The sequence below is a fragment of the Mesorhizobium sp. 113-3-9 genome (assembly GCF_016756515.1).
In the GTDB taxonomy this organism is placed as follows: Bacteria; Pseudomonadota; Alphaproteobacteria; order Rhizobiales; family Rhizobiaceae; genus Mesorhizobium.
On sequence record NZ_AP023246.1, the window covers coordinates 5,672,304 to 5,690,110 of the forward strand.

14 protein-coding genes and 1 tRNA gene are annotated in these 17,807 nt (G+C 62.1%); 8 read left to right on the forward strand and 7 right to left on the reverse strand.

The genetic code is table 11. The features are described from left to right. The first annotated feature begins 38 nt into the window (after positions 1-38). The 6 genes from MesoLj_RS27850 to MesoLj_RS27875 all read left to right on the forward strand — a co-directional run bounded on the left by MesoLj_RS27850 (position 39) and on the right by MesoLj_RS27875 (position 4,313). Entirely contained in the window at positions 39-923 is an 885-nt protein-coding gene (locus MesoLj_RS27850; RefSeq protein ID WP_202323276.1) for an NmrA/HSCARG family protein, read from the forward strand. A 75-nt stretch (positions 924-998) separates the two neighbouring features. Beyond that, a tRNA-Pro gene (locus MesoLj_RS27855) sits at positions 999-1,075 on the forward strand. Between the two features lie 703 nt (positions 1,076-1,778). Then, entirely contained in the window at positions 1,779-2,066 is a 288-nt protein-coding gene (locus MesoLj_RS27860; RefSeq protein ID WP_140768728.1) for a hypothetical protein, read from the forward strand. A 1,065-nt stretch (positions 2,067-3,131) separates the two neighbouring features. Then, on the forward strand, positions 3,132-3,347 hold the full coding sequence (locus tag MesoLj_RS27865; protein ID WP_202327497.1) for a hypothetical protein: 216 nt from the start codon (positions 3,132-3,134) through the stop codon (positions 3,345-3,347). A gap of 4 nt (positions 3,348-3,351) precedes the next feature. Next, positions 3,352-3,789 (forward strand): hypothetical protein, encoded by a 438-nt coding sequence (locus MesoLj_RS27870; protein WP_202323277.1) that lies wholly within the window; start codon positions 3,352-3,354, stop codon positions 3,787-3,789. Positions 3,790-3,968: 179 nt separating this feature from the next. Further along, positions 3,969-4,313 carry a hypothetical protein gene (locus tag MesoLj_RS27875; RefSeq protein WP_202323278.1) on the forward strand — a complete coding sequence of 115 codons (345 nt, stop codon included), beginning with the start codon at positions 3,969-3,971 and terminating at the stop codon, positions 4,311-4,313. A gap of 46 nt (positions 4,314-4,359) precedes the next feature. On the opposite strand, the gene MesoLj_RS27880 is transcribed toward MesoLj_RS27875, so the two are convergent. The 4 genes from MesoLj_RS27880 to MesoLj_RS27895 all read right to left on the reverse strand — a co-directional run bounded on the left by MesoLj_RS27880 (position 4,360) and on the right by MesoLj_RS27895 (position 9,805). Continuing rightward, positions 4,360-5,979 carry an ABC transporter ATP-binding protein gene (locus tag MesoLj_RS27880; protein WP_202323279.1) on the reverse strand — a complete coding sequence of 540 codons (1,620 nt, stop codon included), beginning with the start codon at positions 5,977-5,979 and terminating at the stop codon, positions 4,360-4,362. 32 nt (positions 5,980-6,011) lie between these two features. Continuing rightward, positions 6,012-7,133 carry an ABC transporter permease gene (locus tag MesoLj_RS27885; protein ID WP_202323280.1) on the reverse strand — a complete coding sequence of 374 codons (1,122 nt, stop codon included), beginning with the start codon at positions 7,131-7,133 and terminating at the stop codon, positions 6,012-6,014. After that, positions 7,126-8,049, reverse strand: coding sequence for an ABC transporter permease subunit (locus MesoLj_RS27890; RefSeq protein WP_140768736.1), 924 nt, complete (start codon positions 8,047-8,049; stop codon positions 7,126-7,128). Before MesoLj_RS27890 ends, MesoLj_RS27885 begins: the two co-directional genes overlap by 8 nt. 163 nt (positions 8,050-8,212) lie before the next feature. Then, positions 8,213-9,805, reverse strand: a complete 1,593-nt coding sequence (locus MesoLj_RS27895) for a peptide ABC transporter substrate-binding protein (protein WP_140769727.1) — start codon at positions 9,803-9,805, stop codon at positions 8,213-8,215. A 283-nt stretch (positions 9,806-10,088) separates the two neighbouring features. Between MesoLj_RS27895 and MesoLj_RS27900 the strand changes: the two genes are divergently transcribed. Both MesoLj_RS27900 and MesoLj_RS27905 read left to right on the forward strand, forming a co-directional pair. Beyond that, positions 10,089-10,535: a TadE/TadG family type IV pilus assembly protein gene (locus tag MesoLj_RS27900; protein ID WP_140769729.1), complete on the forward strand. Its 447-nt coding sequence runs from the start codon at positions 10,089-10,091 to the stop codon at positions 10,533-10,535. Further along, entirely contained in the window at positions 10,536-12,305 is a 1,770-nt protein-coding gene (locus tag MesoLj_RS27905; protein ID WP_140768738.1) for a TadG family pilus assembly protein, read from the forward strand. 48 nt (positions 12,306-12,353) lie between these two features. Here the strand turns inward: MesoLj_RS27905 and bglA are convergent, their stop codons facing one another. From bglA to MesoLj_RS27920, 3 genes are all read right to left on the reverse strand, one after another. Beyond that, positions 12,354-13,979, reverse strand: a complete 1,626-nt coding sequence (gene bglA, locus MesoLj_RS27910; protein ID WP_202323281.1) for a beta-galactosidase BglA — start codon at positions 13,977-13,979, stop codon at positions 12,354-12,356. Beyond that, the gene (glgX, locus tag MesoLj_RS27915; RefSeq protein ID WP_202323282.1) at positions 13,979-15,979 is read right to left on the reverse strand and encodes a glycogen debranching protein GlgX; all 2,001 of its coding nucleotides are present in this window, start codon (positions 15,977-15,979) and stop codon (positions 13,979-13,981) included. Before glgX ends, bglA begins: the two co-directional genes overlap by 1 nt. Positions 15,980-16,178: 199 nt before the next feature. Then, complete coding sequence (locus MesoLj_RS27920) at positions 16,179-17,807, reverse strand: alpha-D-glucose phosphate-specific phosphoglucomutase (protein ID WP_202323283.1); 1,629 nt, start codon at positions 17,805-17,807, stop codon at positions 16,179-16,181.

Genomic DNA, 17,807 nt, shown 5'->3' on the forward strand with positions numbered 1-17,807 from the left:
CCTAGCTTTGCTCCAGACAAACATAAGGAGCAGATCAGATGACCAGCAAACGAAACATTCTTGTGACCGGTGCCACGGGCCAGCAAGGCGGTGCGGTGGCGCATGCCCTGCTGTCCAGGGGCCATCGCGTCAAGGCATTGACGCGCAAGCCGGACAGCGAAGCCGCGCGGCAACTGGCGGTGGCTGGCGCCGAGGTTGTCGCCGGCGATCTCGCCGACGCGGTCTCAGTCGTGAAGGCCGCAAAAGGCGCCGACACCATGTTCCTGATGGGCAACAGCTACGAGGCCGGCCTTGAGGAAGAGACCCGCCAGGGGATTCTAGCCGCCGATGCGGCAAAGGCCGCCGGCATCGGACACCTGATCTATTCATCCGTTGCCGACGCCGACAAGAAGACCGGCATTCCGCATTTCGAAAGCAAATACCTGGTCGAGCAGCATGTCAGGCAGCTCGGCATTCCCTATACGATCAGCGCGCCGGTCGCCTTCATGGAGAATGTCGTCGCACCGTGGTCGATCGGCGCGCTCAGCCAGGGCAGCCATGCCTTCGCCATGCCGCCGAAGCGTGTCCTCCAACTGGTCTCGCTGGCGGATATCGGCGCGTTCGTCGCCACTCTGGCCGAGCGGCGCGAACGCGTGTTCGGCAAGCGCTTCGATTTTGCAGGGGATGAATTGTCAGGTGAAGAGCAGGCAAGAATCCTGTCCGAGGCCATCGGCCACCCGATCCGCTATCAGGAGATCCCGATCGCGGCCGCCCGCCAGCAGAGCGAGGACGCGGCACTGATGTTCGAATGGTTCGACCGCGTCGGCTACGACGTCGACATCGCCGCCTTGCAAAGGGAGTTCCCCGAAGTGCGCTGGCACGGTTTTGCCGACTGGGCGCACGCATTTAACTGGAACATCAGCGGCCTGCGCGACGAAAGCTGATGAAATGCGACAGAAGTGCTGCCATTGCCGCTTGCAGGAATGAAGTGTGGCGGCTATAAGCCCGCCGTCTGGTCACGGAGTGTAGCGCAGCCTGGTAGCGCACCTCGTTCGGGACGAGGGGGTCGCAGGTTCAAATCCTGCCACTCCGACCAGAAAAACAACGTGTTAGCGCATCCCGACTTTGGCGCTTGATTGATATGCCACCTGACAACAGGGCGAGATTATACCCCTCCTCAGTTGAGTTGGCTGAGAGTCATATCCAACGCGCCATGCAGCAAAGAGGAGCGGTAAGCTCCCTGCCGTAATATTGGTTTGCGGCCGTCAGCCCATGGGCGCTTCCCAGCATTCGCTCGGCTGATCACGTGCCCACAAGAAGTGTCGACAAACCTTACTCCCGTCACACTTATCGGAGGCCAAAGAAGCTCAATATCGCCAACACGATGACTATCGCTCCAACGAGCCAGATGATGTTGTTCATGATCTCTCTCCTGTTGCCTGGGAAGCCCGCGCCTCTGGCGGAGGACGCGGACCGATCGGCCTTTGCCGGCCGATCTTCGGCAGACACCGAGGCGTCTGCCGCAGGGAGTAGAACTATTAGATAGACCTAATGTTCCGCCGAATGGCAGACCGAATGTCGCGAATTTTTGAGCGCAGATCGTCGCGCCGATTGAATGAGCGCAACCGGTGCATCGGACCACTTCGAAAGGCGCCCCCTTCTCTGCCTTGGGCAATGCGATCGCCCGACCTTCGACTTGCCCGCAGGCATCCCTACCGCCTTGGGAAAGCCCCGGAACCAAAGCGGCCAGCCGCAGTTGTATCCACCGAAGGGCTATTCCAGTCAGTGGAGAAATTATAATGAAAACAATGCTCATGTGCGCTTTGGCGCTTTCCGTGGGATTCCCGGTCGTGGCCTCGGCAGCCGAGGCCGATGTGGTTATCCGGACCCACCATCGACACCACCACCAGGTCAGGATCATCAACGAGGATGGACAACGACTGCATCACCGTCACCACGGCACGGTTGCTTTCTATGACCATGGCCGCCGGCATCATCACCATCGTCGCGATGCCCTCGTGGTTACGGGTTCCGTCTCCACACACCATCACCGCCATCCGGTGGTGATCGAGAACGGCGGCTACTGATAAAACGGCCGGCGGCCCGGCTTATTATCAGGAGTCGGGCCAACTCGGCCTTTGTCCCAGGTGAACATCCACATAGATGCGCTCGGAGAATGCGCCGGGGTACCCTGACTGGTGCTGGTCGATACCCTCGCCCCGTCATCGACGCGAGCTTGACTTACCCACAGGCTGGCCCGGCAAGAATTCAGACCAGAGTCAGGGATGTGATCGGCGGCGTCTTTCGAAGATGTCGATCTTGCGGCTGTATGTCATCCGAATTTGATTGTCACAACCTTCACAGGTCAGCGACTTGACGCTCTTTATCAGGCGACCTTTACGGATCATCATTCGGTTGCATCGAGGACATTGGATCATCATGTCATCATCATACCGGTCCGGTGAAAGTGCCATATTCGCCTCCCAATGACGCTGGCAAGCAACGTACGTGCCGCATGGATATCTCGGTTGTGATGTGTGGAGCGGCCAGCGTTAATCGAGCGTGATTTGTTGGTTCACGATCCGCGATTCCGGTCTGGCATTGGAGCCATGCGTAGCGGGTTGGTCGCGGAAGTCCGCGCAATCTCACCACTTGTTGTGGAAGTTCTGATCGTTCAGCCCAGGGCGTGACAAACCATTTGTTGCTGCGTTGCCGTCATTCAGCCCTTCTTCCGCTCTCCGATTTGAGACTGAGGGTTCGCCCGCCGCATGGAGGCGGCGGGCGAACCCTATCGGCGCAGGAAGGGACATAGCTGCGCCAATCTGCAAGACATTCGTGCGCGATCTCTCGGATGGTCAGCCAAGAGTTATTCCAATCGCCATGAAGGTGATGGCCACCGCGAAGGTCAGTGCGAGCAACCAGCGTGCTTGGCCAACACTCTTCTCCATCACTTCCTCCTGAACATGCAGCGGACAACGGCTGCGAACGGGGGCTGTTCCGGGCAGCAGCACGGATAGGACCATTGCAGTTGAGAGCCAGACTTAAGTCCGGCGCCATACCAGACCGAAGCCCAACCAGGGAACGATTGCGCTTCGACCCTGTTCGGTTGACTGGGCGCGAGGGCGATCAAGCGGAATTGGATGAAAGTCACCATGCCGAACAGTGAGGCCGCAAGATCCGATGCATTGGGGACGCGCGTAGCCGACCTCAAGGCCAGGATGCAGCAAGCCCGGATTACCATCAGCGAAATGAAGACATTCCAAAAGGTCGTGGCCATGATGGAGGACGGACAGGGCAGCATCGATGGCGACGATTTGATCGCCGCGTCCTTCGTGAACGACACGTTGCTCGACAAGGAAACGCCCTGAGACCATGCGGACTATCAGCAGGCTTTTTGATTCCCATGCCGAAGCGGGCCGGGTTGCCGGAGAACTGGTGGCGGCTGGTGTTCCTCACGTTCAGATTGCCATTATCGGACCCTACCAGGATGAAGTCGGAGTTCTGAAGTCTCCGGGCGTCATTCTCGGTTTGGTCGGTGCGGCGTTGGCGTGCCTTGGCGCCGTGGCCGTCTACGGTCTCAATTCCCTTCAGGCCGGATTACCGGCAATAGCCGTGATTTGCGCGGTCTGTGGCGGCGCTGGCGGGCTGCTCGGCTCATTCATCAAGACTGCAGCCAAACCCGACGATCGCAGCGTCGCCGAGGGGATCGTCCTGGTGACGGCGCATGTCGATGAGAACAAGAGCGATATCGCCCAGACAGTGCTGCGTGGTGATGCCCCCATGGCCGGACTAGTCGCCGAGACAGCGTGAGGATCCCAGGAGATGACAAGCCGACAAGCCGTGCGAACGAGCATGCGCCGGCATATGGCATCTCGTCACGCCCGGCGCGAATTGCGATCGGGCTCGACAGCAGGCGCAAACTTTGTCGAAATGGGCATCGGCTCTAGGCAATTCGATGAAAGCCGGTAAGCTGGCGACCGGATGCGGACATGAATTTTATCTCAACGACAGCTTCGACACCGGTTCTTGTGATTGCCGTGCTTCTCGTGGCCGGCTGCTCCTCGATCAGCAGAACGACAGATCCGGCGAAGTACGACAAGATGACCTGTATCGAGCTCAACAGCGCGCTGGGCGAAACCGCCAACGAAATCTCGCAAACCGCGATTACGCGCGGCAAGGTCGCCAACACCAGTGTTCCCCGCTGGCTGCTTGGTGGCTCACGCGTGAAAACCGCCGTCGCCAATCGGGAAACAGCCAGGATAGACCGGCTGAAACAGCAGCAGGATGCCATTGCCGCTGCGCGCGCACGCAAGTGCCCGAGGTCCGCGGACTGAGCGGACGGACGCCGCCACGATGATTGCCTTCAGTTGAAGCGCCGCCTCAGGCGCTCAGCCGAAAGCGCGTCACGTCGATCGCCGCGTTCATCAGCGTCTGCGTGTAAGGCGCTTGCGGGTTGCTGAAGATCGCCTCGGTCGGCCCCTCCTCGACAATCTTTCCCTGCTTCATGACGATGATGTAGTCGGCCATGGCGCGCACCACGGCAAGGTCGTGGCTGATGAAGAGGTAGGACAGTTCATGGTCGGCCTGCAGCTTGCGCAGCAGTTCGACGATCTGCTTTTGCACCGAGCGATCAAGCGCGGAGGTAGGCTCGTCCAGCACGACCATTTTGGGCTTCAGGATCATGGCGCGTGCAATGGCGATGCGCTGCCGCTGGCCGCCTGAGAATTCATGCGGGTAGCGGTTGCGGGCGTTGGGATCGAGCCCGACTTCGCGCAAGGCCTCGACCGCGCGCTGGTCACGCTGCTTGCTCGAAAGATCAGGCTCATGCACCAGAAGGCCTTCGGTGATGACCTGGCCGACGGTCATGCGCGGCGACAGCGAGCCGAACGGATCCTGGAAGACGAGTTGCATCTGGCGCCGCAGCGGCCGCATCGCCTGCCGGTCGGCCGCGGAAATGTCGCGATCGCCAAAACGGATCAAACCATCGCTCGGCAGCAGCCGCAGCAAGGCGCGGCCGAGTGTCGATTTGCCCGAACCGGATTCGCCGACGATGCCGATGGTCTGGTTGCGCTGAAGCCGGATCGAAATGTCATCGACAGCACGCAGCATCAGTGGCTCGCCGGCCAGAAACCCGCCGCCGATCCTGAACGTGACTTCGACATTCCTGCCTTCGAGCACCACGGGCGCATTGGCCGGCGGTGGTGCCTTGGTTCCGGTCGGCTCGGCCGCCAGCAGCATCTTGGTGTAGGTGTGCTGCGGGTTTGCGAAGATCGCTTCCGCCTCGCCTTCCTCGACCACCTCGCCCTGGCGCATGACATAGACACGGTCGGCGAAACGCCGGACGATGCCGAGGTCGTGGGTGATGAAGACGATCGCCATGCCGAGCTTGCGCTGCAGTTCGGCGAGCAACATCAGGATCTGCGCCTGGATGGTCACGTCGAGCGCCGTCGTCGGCTCGTCGGCGATCAGGATGTCGGGATCGTTGGCCAGCGCCATGGCGATCATCACGCGCTGGCGCTGGCCGCCGGACATTTCGTGCGGATAGGATTTCATCCGCCGCTCGGGATCTGGAATATGCACGAGCCGCAAGAGCCTGAGCGCCTCCTCGCGTGCCTCGGCGGCATTCAGGCCGCGATGCCGGCGGATCGGCTCGATCAGCTGGTTGCCGATCGAATAGAGCGGATCGAGCGAGGTCATCGGCTCCTGGAAGATCATGCTGATCTTGGCGCCGCGCACCTTGTTCAGGTCGGACTTGCTCAGTGTCAGCAGGTTGCGGCCGCGATAGTCGACATGGCCCGTGGCTTCGCCATTCGAGGCCAGCAGGCTCATCGCCGCCATCATGGTCTGGCTCTTGCCGGAACCGGACTCGCCGACCACGGCAACGGTCTCGCCGGCATTGACGTGGATGTTGATGCCCTTCACCGCCTCGACGGCGCCGTCGAGCGTGCGGAAGCGGACGCGCAGGTCCTTGACGGCGAGGATCGTTTCGGGAGTGGCCATGTCAGCGGTCCCCATCTCAGCGATCCCCCATCTCATCGATCCCTTGGGTCGAGCGCGTCGCGCAGGCCATCGCCGACGAAATTCAGGGCGAACAGCGTCGAGACGAGGAAGAAAGCGGGGAACAGGAGCAGCCAGTTGGCGGTGCCGATGTTCTTGGCGCCGACCGAAATCAGCACGCCCCAGCTGGTCATCGGCTCCTGTACGCCGAGGCCGAGGAACGACAGGAAACTCTCCAGGATGATGACCTGCGGCACCAGCAGCGTCATGTAGATCACCACCGGACCGAGCAGATTGGGGATGACATGGCGCAACAGGATGCCGCGCTGGCCGACGCCCATGGCTTCGGCAGCCTGGACATATTCCTGGCGGCGGATGGACAGCGCCTGGCCGCGCACGATGCGGGCCATGTCGAGCCACAGCACCGCGCCGACGGCCAGGAACATCAGCACGAAGTTGCGGCCGAAGAACACCACCAGCATGATGACGAAGAAGATGAACGGCAAGGAATAGAGCACATCGACGATGCGCATCATCACCTCGTCGATCTTGCCACCGGAAAAGCCGGCGGCGGCGCCATAGATCACGCCAATAACCACCGCCACGACGCCGGCGAGCAGGCCGATGGCCAGCGAGATGCGCCCGGCCATCAGCGTGCGCGACAGCAGATCGCGGCCGGTGTTGTCGGTCCCGAACAGGAAATATTGCTGCTTGACCGATGTGCTCATCGTCACTTCGAGCCCGTCGGGCGATTTGTTCTCGATCCTGGTGTCGTCAAAGGCATCGGAGCGGTCGAGATAGCGGATGTTGCGATCATCGATCGGTTTGGTCGAGGTGACCGTGACCGTGACGCGGCTGCCTTCCTGATGCCATTCCTTGAGGTCGACACGCATGCGCTTGATGGCGTCCGAGAGCGCGCCCTGGATCATGTCTGGCTTCGGGTAGGCCGACAGGCTTGGCGGCATGCGCACATAGTCGGCATAGATGGTCGTGTATTGATGCGGCACGAACCAGGGGCCGAACACGCTGACGATCCCGATCAAGGCGAGATAGTAGAGGCTGAACATGGCAGCGCGGTTGGCCTTGAGGCGCGCCCAGGCATCGCCCCAGAGCGAGCGGCCAACGATGGTGGGAGCCGTGGCTGCGATGTCAGTCATAGCGCACCCTCGGATCGACGACCGCGTACATGACGTCGACGATCAGGTTGAAGATGATGGTGAAGATGGCGATCACCACCACCGTCCCCATCACCAGCGTGTAGTCGCGGTTGAGCGCTGCATCGACGAAATAGCGGCCGACGCCTGGAATGGAAAAGATCGTCTCGACGATGACAGAACCGGTCAAAAGGGCCGCCGCCGCGGGGCCGGTAAACGATACGATCGGCAGGATGGCGCCGCGCAGGGCGTGCTTGACCACCACCGACCAGTCGGAAAGGCCGAGCGCGCGCGCCGTGCGGATATGGTGGGAGCGCAGAGATTCGATCATCGAGCCGCGCATCAGGCGGGCAACGATGGCGATCTGCGGCAAGGCAAGGGTGAGCACCGGACCGACCTTGTTGATGAAGGCGCCATCGCCCCAGCCGCCGATCGGCAGCAGCTTCCAGGTCAATCCGAAGAGGAGCTGGATCACCGGCGCGATGACGAAGGTCGGGATGGTGCTGCCGGCGGTCGCCAGTGCAATCACCGTATAGTCGCCAAGCTTGTTCTGGTTGAGTGCGGCGATGGTGCCGAGCAACGAACCCAGCAGCAGCGCCAGGATCAGCGCCGACGCACCGAGTTGCACCGAAATGGGCAGGCCCTTGGCGAACAGTTCGGTGACGGTGAAGTCCGGCATGTTGTAGCTCGGGCCGAAATTGCCGCGTAGCAGATTGCCCAGATAGTGGACATATTGCAGCCAGAGCGGGTCGTTGAGGCCGAATTGGGCTTCAAGGTTGGCCTTGATCTCGGGGCTCAGCCCCCGCTCCTGGTTGAATGGGCCGCCTGGCGCGACGCGCATCAGGAAAAACGCCATCGTCACGATGACGAACAGCGTCGGTATGGCGGTCAAAAGCCGCCGGAATACGTATCGCAGCATCGGTGCCCCGCTTGATCCGAAGCACCAACGTCCAGTTGGACGATTGCGCTCCAGCCTTCAAATCTTCGCACCGGATTTTCCGAAAATCGATTGCGCTTCCCGGGCCGATGCGATGGCAGACCAGCGCCGCCGCGCGAGGAGTGCGCGGCGGCTTGGCCAGGGATCAGTCCTTGCTGACGAAACGCGACGGATGGACGTCCATCACATTGTCGACGAAGCCATGCAGCTTCGAGGAAACGATGTCGTGGTAGCTATAGTAGAGAAGCGGAATCTGGCCGACGTCGTCGACAAGAATGCGCTCGGCCTCGGAGAGCTCCTTCATGCGCTCCTCGGGCTTGCCGCCGGCGGCGGCCGCCTTGTCCATGGCCGCTTCATAGGCCGGGCTGTTGTAGTTCGAGTAGTTGTTGCCGCTCGCCTTGCGCGAAATGCCGAGGAAGGTTTCCGGATCCTTGTAGTCGGCGATCCAGGCGGCACGCGCCACGTCATAGTCGCCCTTCTGCTCAAGGAAGGAGTAGTGCGTCTTGGTGTCGGTGTTGAGCAGCGTGACGTCGACGCCAAGCGGCTTCAACTGCTCCTGGATGGCAACCGCGGTGTTCTTGTGGTTCTCCGAGGTGTTGTAGCGGATTTCCATCTTCAGCGGATGTTCGGGCGTGTAGCCAAGCTTCTCGAGGATTTTCTTGGCGGCGTCCTCGCGATCGATCTGCGGCATGTCGGCGTATTTGGCCATTGCGGGCGTGTAGCCCTCGATGCCGGGAGGCACCATGGAATAGCCGGGCAGCATCGAGTTCTGCCAGACCTTTTCGGCGATGAAGTCGCGGTCGATCGCCATCGAAATGGCGTTGCGCAGTTCAGGGTTGTTCCACGGCGCCTTGTCGGTCTTGATCGCGTAGTAATAGGTGCCGAGATATGGGCCGACATGGATCTGGTCGCCGAACTTGGTCTTGAGGTCGGCGAGCTGTTCGGTCGGCAGATCGTCGTAGCTGTCGAGTTCGCCGGCTTCGAAGCGCTTCATGGCCGAGGAGCGATCTTCGGTCGGGATGTAGTTGACCACGTCGAACTTGACGGTCGCCGCGTCCCAGAATTTCGGATTCTTGACCAGTTTCATATGGTCGTTGGGGACCCATTCGGCCAGCGTATAGGCGCCGTTCGAAACAAGGTTGCCGGGCTTGATCCAGTCGGCGCCGAGCTTTTCGATCGAGGCCTTGCTGACCGGATAGGTCGCCTGATGGGTCAGCATCTCCAGGAAGTAAGGCGTCGGCGCCTTCAGCGTCACTTCCAGGGTGTTGGCGTCGATCGCCTTGACGCCCATGTCCTCGGGCTTGCCCTTCTTGGTGTTGACGTCCTCCGCACCCTTCACCGGATAGAGCATCGAGGCATATTCGGCGCCGGTCGCGGGGTCTTCCAGCCGATGGAAGGCGTAGACGAAATCGTCGGCCGTCACCGGGCTGCCGTCCGACCACATGCCGTCCTTGCGCAGCTTGAAGGTGTAGACGGTGCCGTCATCCGATACCGTCCAGCTTTCGGCGGCGCCCGGAATGAGGTTCGCCTTCTCGTCCTGCATGACCAGTCCCTGGAACAGGTCACGCAACACATTGGCTTCATAGACCGTCGAGGTCTTGTGCGGGTCGACCGATTCCGACTCAGCGGCGGTGCCCCTGTTATAGACGGTCTCCGCGAAAGCCGGCGTGTAGAACGCACCGGCGGCTACGGCCATGGTGGTGGCGAACACCGTCGCCTTCAGCATGTTTTTCAGCATGAAGTTCTCCCTGTCGGCGCTGCCGTCGGCGCGCCTTTTCGTGTTGACGCCCCGGGACCGATATCTGGTTCCTTCAAGCGTGCCACCGGTTCCCTCCGGCAGCTGGTGGCAGGAGACTAGACAGGAGGTAAGCTGTTTTCAACCGAGTACTGATTGACCCTAAGTCAATCCTCCCAACCGAAGAAGCAACGGCTAAATTAGAGCGGCTTTTTCAATTGTACGCACTCTCTGGTTGTACCCAGAGTTTTCGCTTTCTGCATGCGAATTTTGGCATGCTGTTATCATGGTTCAGAACCTCATTTCCAAGGCCCGAAAGCGCGCTTTCCGAACAGACAATTCGGGAACTTCAGCGGTTGAATTCGCTTTGCTGTCGCCGCTCTTTATCCTCATAATACTCGGAATGGTTGCGTACGGCATCTATTTTGGCGCCGCCAACTCGATCCAGCAGATCGCGGCCGACGCCGCCAGGACGGCCATTGCAGGATTGAACCAGACCGAGCGGCAAACGCTGGTGGCCTCCTTCCTCACCAACAATGCCGGCGGCTACCCCTTCGTGGACGTCAGTAAACTGACCTACCAGGCCAATGACAGCGTAGCCGATGGAAGCCAGTTCGTGGTGTCTATCTCCTACGATGCGCGCAACCTGCCGATCTGGAATCTCTTCCCGGGCATAGCCATGCCGGGGACCACCATCAAGCGCCAGTCAACGATCAGGGTCGGGGGTATCTGAATGCCGCAGCGTCGGGGCAAGGGCATCGGCCGGCTTGTACGGTCGATGCTGGGAGACAGGAATGCGAACTTTGCCGTCATGACGGCACTGAGCGCTCCGGTCGCGCTGGCGCTGGCCGCGGTGGCCATCGATGAAGCCTCCATCTATACCGAACGCCGCGAAGCCCAGGCGATGGTCGATCTGGCGGCGATCACCGCCGCCTCGAACATCAACAATGTCAACACGGCGGTCGTGACCACGCTCACCGACAACGGCATGCCGGGTGTCGTCGTTCAGGCCTCGGGCCAGACCATTCCCCCGGCCGTCGGAAAGACGGTGGTGACGGTCACAAAGGGCCGATATGCCTCATCGACCGCCAATGTCACCCAGCGCTTCCAGGCGGGTGTGACACCTTACAATGCAGTGCGTGTCACGCTGGCGAAAATCCCCGCCCGCTATTTCGCGAGCTCGCTCATCCCCACTCCGGTCATCGGCACCCAAGCCACGGCCAGCATGACGCCGCAGGCCGCATTCTCGGTCGGATCGAGGCTGCTCAGCGTCAACGGCGGCATCCTCAACGCGCTTCTAAGCGGACTTCTCGGCGGCAACATCTCGCTCAGCGTCATGGACTATAACGGGCTGATATCGGCCGACGTCAGCGTGCTCTCCTTTGTCAGTGCCCTGGCCACACAACTGAACATCACCGCCGGCACCTATTCAAACGTGCTGGCCTCGAAGGCGACTGTCGGCCAGATCGCCACAGCCATGGCCAACGTTCCTGGTCTCGGCAATACGGCCAAGGTCGCCCTGCAGACCGTCGCCACCAAGTCGACGAGCACGGTCAAGATCCCGCTCAGCAGTCTTATCGACCTTGGTTCCGTCGGCAGCCTGGGCCTCGGACAACAGCCGTCCGGCCTTGGGGTCGACGCAAGCGCCATGGGGATGCTGACCGCCGCCGCCGTGCTCGCCAACGGCACCAACCAGGCGGCGGTCGATCTCGGCGCCACCATCCCCGGGCTGCTCTCCACCAAGCTTAACATCGCCATTGGCGAGCCGGCGCAATCCTCGCCCTGGCTGGCGGTCGATGGCATCGGCACCGTCGTGCGGACCGCCCAGACGCGCATCAAGCTGACGGCCTCGGTCGGCATCGGCACACCCGGCCTCAGCGGCGGCATCAGCCTGCTGGCCGTCAATCTGCCGCTCAATGTGGAAGTCGCCTACGCCGAAGCCAAGCTGACCGACATAACCTGTCCGACAGGGCCTTCCAGCATCAGCGTTTCCATCGCCGCACATCCCGGTATTGCCCAGTTGAACCTGGCCAACAGCAACAACGCCTCCGGTTTCGCCGATTTCAGCCAGCCGCAGACCTTCACCGACGCCGAGATCGCCGATGTGAGCCTGAGGATCCTGCTAATCAACATCCCGCTGATCCAGGTGATGGGTTCGGCCGCGACCGCGATCACCAACAACAGCCCGCAGACCCTGACCTTCAACGCGACCGACATCGCCAACAAGACGATCAAGACCGTTTCGACGCGCAACATCTCGCAGTCGCTCACCACGTCGCTGGTCAACAATTTGTCGCTTTCGGTCAATGCGCTCGGTCTCGGCATCGATTTGACGGCCCTGCTCGGAACGGTCAAACCAGCAGTTGTGGCCCTGCTCAACACCGTGACGGCGCCCGTCGACGACTTGCTCTACAATGTGCTGTCGGCCCTGGGGGTCGGTGTCGGCCAGGCCGACGTGCGTGTCACCGGGGCGACGTGCGGACGCGCCGTGCTCGTTCAATGAGCTTTGTAGACAGGCGGTCGCCTGGCCGGGACGCGGTCGAACCGCCAGTCAGTCGAGCCGACCAAGGAAGCAACCGAGAGCCGGCAGCGAGAGCGCTTCTTCCCCGATAGCAGCTTCGCCATCCAAGACAGCCGCAATTGTTCCGATGTCCCCTGGCAATTGCCAATTCGCCGGCTCCGCGGCGAAATTGAAGACACAGAGCAGCCTCTGTCCGCCACCTTCGCGGATGAAGGCGAGCACATCACCCTCGGCGTCGAGAAAGCGGATCGAACCGCTGACCAGTGCTGGATGACGCCTGCGCAAGGCAAGCGTCGAACGGTAGGCGGACAGCACAGATTGGTCGTTGCCGTTCTGCACATCGGCGGCGCGGGCGCGATGGCTGGCCGGGACCGGCAGCCAGGGCCTGGCGGTCGAGAAACCCGCATTGTCGGCGCCGGCCTCCCAGACCATCGGCGTGCGGCAACCATCCCTGCCCTTCACGCCAGGCCAGAAGCGGATGCCGACGGGATCGCGCAGATCCTCGTAGGCCAACTCCGCCTCTTCCAGGCCGAGTTCCTCGCCCTGATAGAGGCAGATCGAGCCGCGCAGGCAAGCGAGCAGCGTTATCGAGAATCTGGCCACCGTGTCAGGATCGCCGTCCGGCCTTGTCCAGCGGCTGACATGGCGCACCACGTCATGATTGGAGAACGCCCAGCAGACCCAACCGTCGACGACCGCATGTTCGAAAGCCTCGACGCAGCCGCGCACATGCGCCGCCGAAAATTGCGAACCGAGCAGGTCGAAGGTGTAGCACATCTGCAGCTTGTCGCCGCCGGAAGTGTAGGCGGCCAGCGTCTGCAGCGAGCGGCCCTCGTCGCCGATTTCACCCACCGCGGCACGGCCCTCATACTCGTCCAGCAATGCCCGGAAACGTTTGAGGAAAGCCAGGTTTTCCGGCTGCGTCTTGTCGAACAGATGCTCCTGGTAAAGGTAGGTGTTGGTTTCGCCATTGGTGCCGGCGACACTCGACGCCAAGGGCGGATTGCTGCGTAGCCAGCGGTCGTGGACATAGTAATTGACGGTGTCGAGCCGGAAACCGTCGACGCCGCGCTCCAGCCAGAACCGAACCGTGTCCAGCAGTGCATCCTGGACCTCGCGATTGTGGAAATTCAGGTCGGGCTGCGAGGCGAGGAAATTGTGCATGTAATACTGCCGGCGGGTCGAATCCCACTCCCAGGCAGGGCCACCGAAGACGGACAGCCAGTTGTTGGGCGCATTGCCGTCGGGCTTCGCATCGGCCCAGACATACCAGTCGGCCTTGGGGTTGTCGCGGCTGGCGCGGCTTTCGATGAACCATTCATGCTTGTCGGATGAGTGCGACAGCACCTGGTCGATGACGACTTTCAGGCCCAGCCGGTGCGCTTCGGCGACCAGGGTGTCGAAATCCTCCAGCGAACCGAACATCGGATCAACGTCGCTATAGTCCGACACGTCGTAGCCCATGTCGGCCATCGGCGACTTGAAGAAGGGCGACAGCCAGACGGCATCGACGCCAAGCGAGGCGATGTGGGCGAGCCTTGCCGTGATACCCCTGAGATCGCCGCTGCCATCGCCGGTCGTGTCCTGGAAGGAACGCGGATAGACCTGGTAGATGACGCAGCCGCGCCACCACTCGTTGGCATCTTCATCGGCCATCACGACCCCTTCCCGGCGCCGCCCTTTTGAGTCAGGCGCTCGATCATGAAATTGACGCTGCGGCCCGGCATTGGCCGCGCAAGGTCGACCGCCTGCGTTTCGATCGCCGGCTGCCATCGGAACCCTTCCCTTTCGGGCAAGGTGAAGACGCATTGGCGGCGATCGCCATTGATGATGACGGCAAGGCGGCCGCCGCCTGCATCGCCCAATAGCATGACAAGGCGATGTCGGCCGGGATCGTTCCAGTCCGCCTCGGCCAGCGGCATGCCGGTCTCAGTCAACCAGACGACGTCGGGGATGCCTGAGGCCTCGGCCGATTGTCCCATCAGGAAACGCGTATCCGACAATGCCGGGACGGCGCGGCGGAGTGTGGCCAGCGCCGATGCGTAACGCTCCAGCACCTGGTCGCGGCCCGTCCAATCCAGCCAGGTGATGGTGTTGTCCTGCGCGTAGGCGTTGTTGTTGCCCTTCTGGGTGCGACCAAATTCGTCGCCCGCAGTCAGCATGATGGTGCCCCGCGAGGCAAATAGTGTGGCAAGCAGCGCGCACTGGTCTTCGAAGCGCGCTTTGCCGATCGCCGCGTTGTCCGTCTCGCCCTCGGCGCCATTGTTCCAGGACAAATTGTCGTTGTGGCCATCGCGGTTCTGCTCGCCATTGGCCGCGTTATGCTTACGCTCATAGGCGACGATATCGGCCAGCGTCATGCCATCATGCGCGGCGATGAAATTGACCGTTCGGCTGGCTGGTTGGCCTGCCTTGCCAAAAACATCGGATGAGCCGGCAAGCCGGGTCGCCAACGCTCCAACCGCGCCGACATCGCCACGCCAGAAGCGTCTGGCGTCGTCGCGATAGCGATCGTTCCATTCGAGGAAGCGCGCGGGGAAATTGCCGAGCTGATAGCCGTCCGGGCCGATGTCCCAGGGTTCGGCGACCAGCACGCGATCGGCAAGGACCGGATCGCCGGCGATAGCATCGAGCAAGGGCGCCGCCGGATCGAACACGCCATCGACGCGGCCCAGCACCGGTGCCAGATCGAAGCGAAAGCCGTCGACGCCGGCATGGCGGACAAAATGGCGAAGCGTGTCGAGCACCATGTCGCGCACCACCGGATGGTCGCACGCGACCGTGTTGCCAGTGCCGGTGTCATTGACCAGCCTGCCATCCGGCTGGTGCCGGTAGTAGGCTTGATTGTCGAGGCCGCGCAACGACAGCGTCGGCCCCAGCCTGTCGCTTTCGCCTGTGTGGTTGAAGACGAGATCGAGGATGGTGCCGATGCCGGCCTGGCGCAGCCTCGCGACGGTTTCGCGCAATTCGGCCGGACCGCCGGGCGCCAGCCGTGGATCGAGCGCCATGAAGGTGACGGGGTTATAGCCCCAGGCGTTGCTCAGGCCCAGCGGTGGCAGATGCCGCTCGTCGATCGACGCCGTCACCGGCATCAGTTCGACCGCGGACACACCGAGGCGCTTCAGATGCGCGATGATAGCGGGGTGGGCGAGCGCTGCGAGGGTACCGCGCTGTTCTTCCGGCACATCCGGGTGGAGCTTCGTGAAGGAGCGGACGTTCAGTTCGTAGATCAGGCCGCCCGGACTAAACAGCGGCTGCAGCACGGGCACTGCCTTGGGCAAGGCCCTTGCCACGGTCTTGGGCATCAACGGCGCGGTGTCCGCCCCCTCGTTACGCCGCGCGGCGAGCCGCCAGTGATAAGCATAAGGCCGGTCGATTTCCACGGCGTAGGGATCGGTCAGCAGCTTGTCGGGATCGAACCACAGCCCAAGCTCGGGCGCATAATCGCCGTCGGCACGGAAACCATATAGCGTGCCCGCGGCAAGGCCGGAAACGAAGAGCGCATGCACCCCCTCGCCTTCCGGCCTCAGTTCCAGCCGGTCGAGCTCGCGGCCTCCTTGCTGATCGAAGATCGAGACCCAAAGGCGACGGGCCGACGCGGACCATGCGGCAAAGCGGATGCCTTCGGGGGTGATTGTGGCACCGAGTTGGGTCATGCGAGCGCCTCCCCTTCTCCCCTTGTGGGAGAAGGTGGATCGGCGCGCAGCGCCGAGACGGATGAGGGGTGTGTGACGGAACGAGGCGTTGGCAATCTCGATCGAAGAACGCGCCAAGCTGGAGCACCCCTCATCCGACCTCGCTTCGCGAGGCCACCTTCTCCCACAAGGGGAGAAGGGAAAGCCCTCAACGCCACCCTCAAGTAATCACGCTCGGCTTGTTGCGGCCGGTGTGGCTCTTGATCCCGGCAATGTCGTCGGCGGCGGCGATGAGGTCGGCGAGTGCGACCTGGGTGTCGAGATCGTGCCGCGCCTTGTCCGGCTCGTAGCGCTCGATATAGACGCGCAAGGTGGCACCCGAAGTACCCGTGCCGGAGAGCCGGAAGACGACGCGAGAACCGCCTTCGAACAGCACCCTGATGCCCTGGTGCTCGCTGGTCGAGCCGTCGACCGGGTCATGATAGGCGAAGTCGTCGGCCTTGGTGATCTTCAGGCCGCGCACGCTGGTGCCGGGCAGCGAGCCGAGCTTGGCGCGCAGTTCGTCGACCAGCGCATTGGCGTGGTCGCTCTCGACCTCCTCATAGTCGTGGCGCGAATAGTAGTTGCGCCCGTAGGCCGCCCAGTGCTCGGTGACGACCTGCTTGCAGCTTTCGCCGCGCGCGGCGAGGATGTTGAGCCACAACAGCACCGCCCAAAGGCCGTCCTTCTCGCGGACATGGTTGGAGCCGGTGCCGGCACTTTCCTCGCCACAGATCGTCGCCATGCCGGCATCGAGCAGATTGCCGAAGAACTTCCAGCCTGTCGGGGTCTCATAGATGCCGATGCCGAGTTTTTCGGCGACCCGGTCGGCCGCGCCACTGGTCGGCATCGAGCGGGCAATGCCCTTCAGCCCGTCCTTGTAGCCGGGCGCCAGGCGGGCATTGGCGGCAAGCATGGCCACCGAATCCGACGGGGTGACGAAAATGCCCTTGCCGATGATCAGATTGCGGTCGCCGTCGCCGTCGGAAGCGGCACCAAAATCCGGCGCATCCGGACCCATCATCTCATCATAGAGGTGCTTGGCGTGGACCAGGTTCGGATCGGGATGATGGCCGCCGAAATCGGGCAGCGGCTTGAAGTTGCGGCAGGTGCCGTTGGGCGCGCCAAGCCGGTTTTCAAGGATCTCCTTGGCATAGGGGCCGGTCACCGCGTGCATGGCGTCGAAGCGCATGCGGAAGCCTGACTTGAACAGTTTGCGCAGCGCGTCGAAATCGAACAGGCTTTCCATCAGTTCGGCATAGTCGGCGACCGGATCGATGATCTCGACCGTCATGCCGGCGGCCTTGACCGTGCCGATCGTGTCGATGTCGATCGGATCGATGTCCGATGTCTTGAAGCTCGAAATCGCCTTGGTTTTCTCGAAGATCGCGTCGGTCAGCTTTTCCGGCGCCGGGCCACCATTGCCGGCATTGTACTTGATGCCGAAATCCTCGTGCGGGCCGCCCGGATTATGGCTGGCCGACAGGATGATGCCGCCGAAGGTCTTGTATTTGCGGATGACATGCGAGGCGGCGGGCGTCGACAGGATGCCGCCCTGCCCGACCATCACCTTGCCAAAGCCGTTGGCGGCGGCCATGGCGATCGCCTTCTGGATGACCTCGCGGTTGTAGAAGCGGCCGTCGCCACCGATCACCAGGGTCTTGCCCTTGAACCCGTCGAGCGCGTCGAAGATCGACTGGATGAAGTTCTCGGCATAATGCTCCTGCTGGAACACAGGCACCTTCTTGCGCAGGCCCGACGTGCCGGGCTTCTGGTCGGAGTAGGGTTTGGTGGGGACGGTGCGTATCAT